The sequence below is a fragment of the Streptomyces sp. NPDC005963 genome, from assembly GCF_040638655.1.
Taxonomy (GTDB): Bacteria; Actinomycetota; Actinomycetes; order Streptomycetales; family Streptomycetaceae; genus Streptomyces.
Genome location: NZ_JBEXVD010000083.1, coordinates 1 through 2,177 on the forward strand (window position 1 = coordinate 1; position 2,177 = coordinate 2,177).

A 2,177-nucleotide genomic window follows, 5' to 3' on the forward strand; every position below is an offset into this window, starting at 1 on the left:
CTCCACCGCAAACACCCCACCCTCAAACACTTCCACACCAACCTCGCCCACCACCACACCCACGGCACCCCCACCACCTGGACACACACACCAGGCCAAACACCCACACAAACACCGACGGAAAAGCCACAACACCACACCCCACTCCCCACCTACCCCTTCCAACACAACACCTACTGGCTCCACCCCACCAACCCCACCACCACACCCCCCGGACACACACCCACCCACCACCCACTCCTCACCACCACACTCCAACTCGCCAATCACCACGAACAACTCCTCACCGGACAGATCAACCTCAAAAACCACCCCTGGCTCAACGACCACACCGTCCACGGCACCCCCCTCCTCCCCGGCACCGCCTTCATCGAACTCGCACTCCACGCCGCCGACAGGCTCAACAACGCGACCGTCGAAGAGCTCACCCTCGAAGCTCCTCTCCGCCTCCCGCCGGACCAGCCCGTGCAGATTCAAGTGCTCGTGGGCGCCCCTGACCCGGCAGCCGACGGACGGCGGACCGTGGCCATTCACTCCTGTGCTGCGAACGCGTCGGACGAAGAGACCCCTTGGACCCGCCACGCGGTGGGCACCCTGATCACCGCCGATGTCGCACCCGGGCAGCAGCCGGCGCAGGGAACTGAGAGCGGCCTGACCGTATGGCCCCCGGCCGGTGCGGCGCCGGTGGATCTCGTCAGTTTCTATCCGGAGTTGGCCGAGAGCGGGTTGGAGTACGGCCCCGCCTTCCAGGGACTCCACAAGGCATGGCGCCTCGGCGACGACGTGTACGCCGAAGTCGCCCTCCCCGAGGACCAGCATGGCAACGCCGACCACTTCCGCATCCACCCCGCGCTCCTCGACGCAGCCCTCCACGCGGGGGTTCTGGGACGTAGCGCGGACGACGCCCGGCTGCCGTTCGCCTGGACCGGAGTGACCCTGCACGCCACCGGGGCGACCAGCCTTCGAGTCAGGGTCACCCCGCTGAGTCCCGATGCCGTATCGGTAACCGTGGCGGACCCCACAGGGGCCACAGTGGCGACGGTCGAGTCTCTGGTCTCCCGTCCCGCCCCCGCTCTGTCCGCCGAGGCTTCCTCCGGTGTGCCCTCCGACGAGCTGTACGAGATCGCGTGGGCCGAGATCGGACGTGGGCAGGCGGCTCCAGCCGGTCTGACCGTGCTCATCGGCGACGATGTGTTCGGGGTCGCCGATGGCCTGCGCTCGGCTGGCACTGTGGTCCAGGAATCCCTGGATATGGACGGCGCGGCCGAAGGATCCGACGGGGTTCCGGATCTCGTCGTGGTGTCCTGCTCCGCCGAGGTGACGATCGTGGACTCCGCCTCCGCCGCCGAGTGCCTTCGTTCGGCGACCGCACGGGGCCTGGAAACTGTGCAGCAGTGGCTGGCGGACGACCGGTTCGCGGCCTCACGGCTGGTGCTCTTGACTCGCGGTGCCGTCGCCGTACTGCCCGGTGAGGACGTTGTGGACGCGTTGCAGTCGCCGCTCTGGGGGCTGGTGCGCTCGGCGCAGTCCGAGCACCCGGAGCGGTTCGTACTGGCGGATGTGGACAGAGACCCGGAGTGTGGAACAGCCCTGGCCGCCGCACTGGCAGCCGACGAACCGCAGATCGCTGTGCGAAAGGGCGCCACCTACGTACCCCGTCTCGCACGGCCGGTACCGGGGCTGGTGGTTCCCGGTGAGGGACCGTGGCGGCTGGATGTGACGGAGCGGGGCACCCTGGAGAATCTGGCGCTGGTGTCCGCGCCGGAGGCCGCGGAGCCCCTGACCGACGGCCAGATCCGGATCTCGGTGCGCTCGGCCGGACTGAACTTCCGAGACGTTCTGATCACCCTCGGCATGTATCCCGGCGACGCCATCATGGGCGGCGAGGGTGCGGGTGTGGTCACGGAGGTCGGCCCCGGTGTGAGCGGGCTGACCGTCGGCGACCGCGTCCTGGGCCTGATGCCAGGTGGCTTCGGACCCACCGTCGTTGTGGATCACCGGTTGGTGGCGCGGGTGCCCGAGGGCTGGTCGTTCGCCCGGGCCGCGTCCGTACCCGTGGTCTTCCTCACCGCGTACTACGCACTGGTCGACATCGCACGCGCCCAACCCGGCGAACGCGTCCTCATCCACGCAGCCGCAGGCGGCGTCGGCATGGCAGCCGTCCAACTCGCCCACCA

The 2,177-nt window shown here is 68.9% G+C and carries 1 protein-coding gene; it reads left to right on the top strand.

The window, feature by feature from the left end:
- Positions 1-2,177 (top strand): polyketide synthase dehydratase domain-containing protein (locus ABZ348_RS34630; RefSeq protein WP_358939984.1); only part of this gene is annotated, 2,177 nt, incomplete at both ends.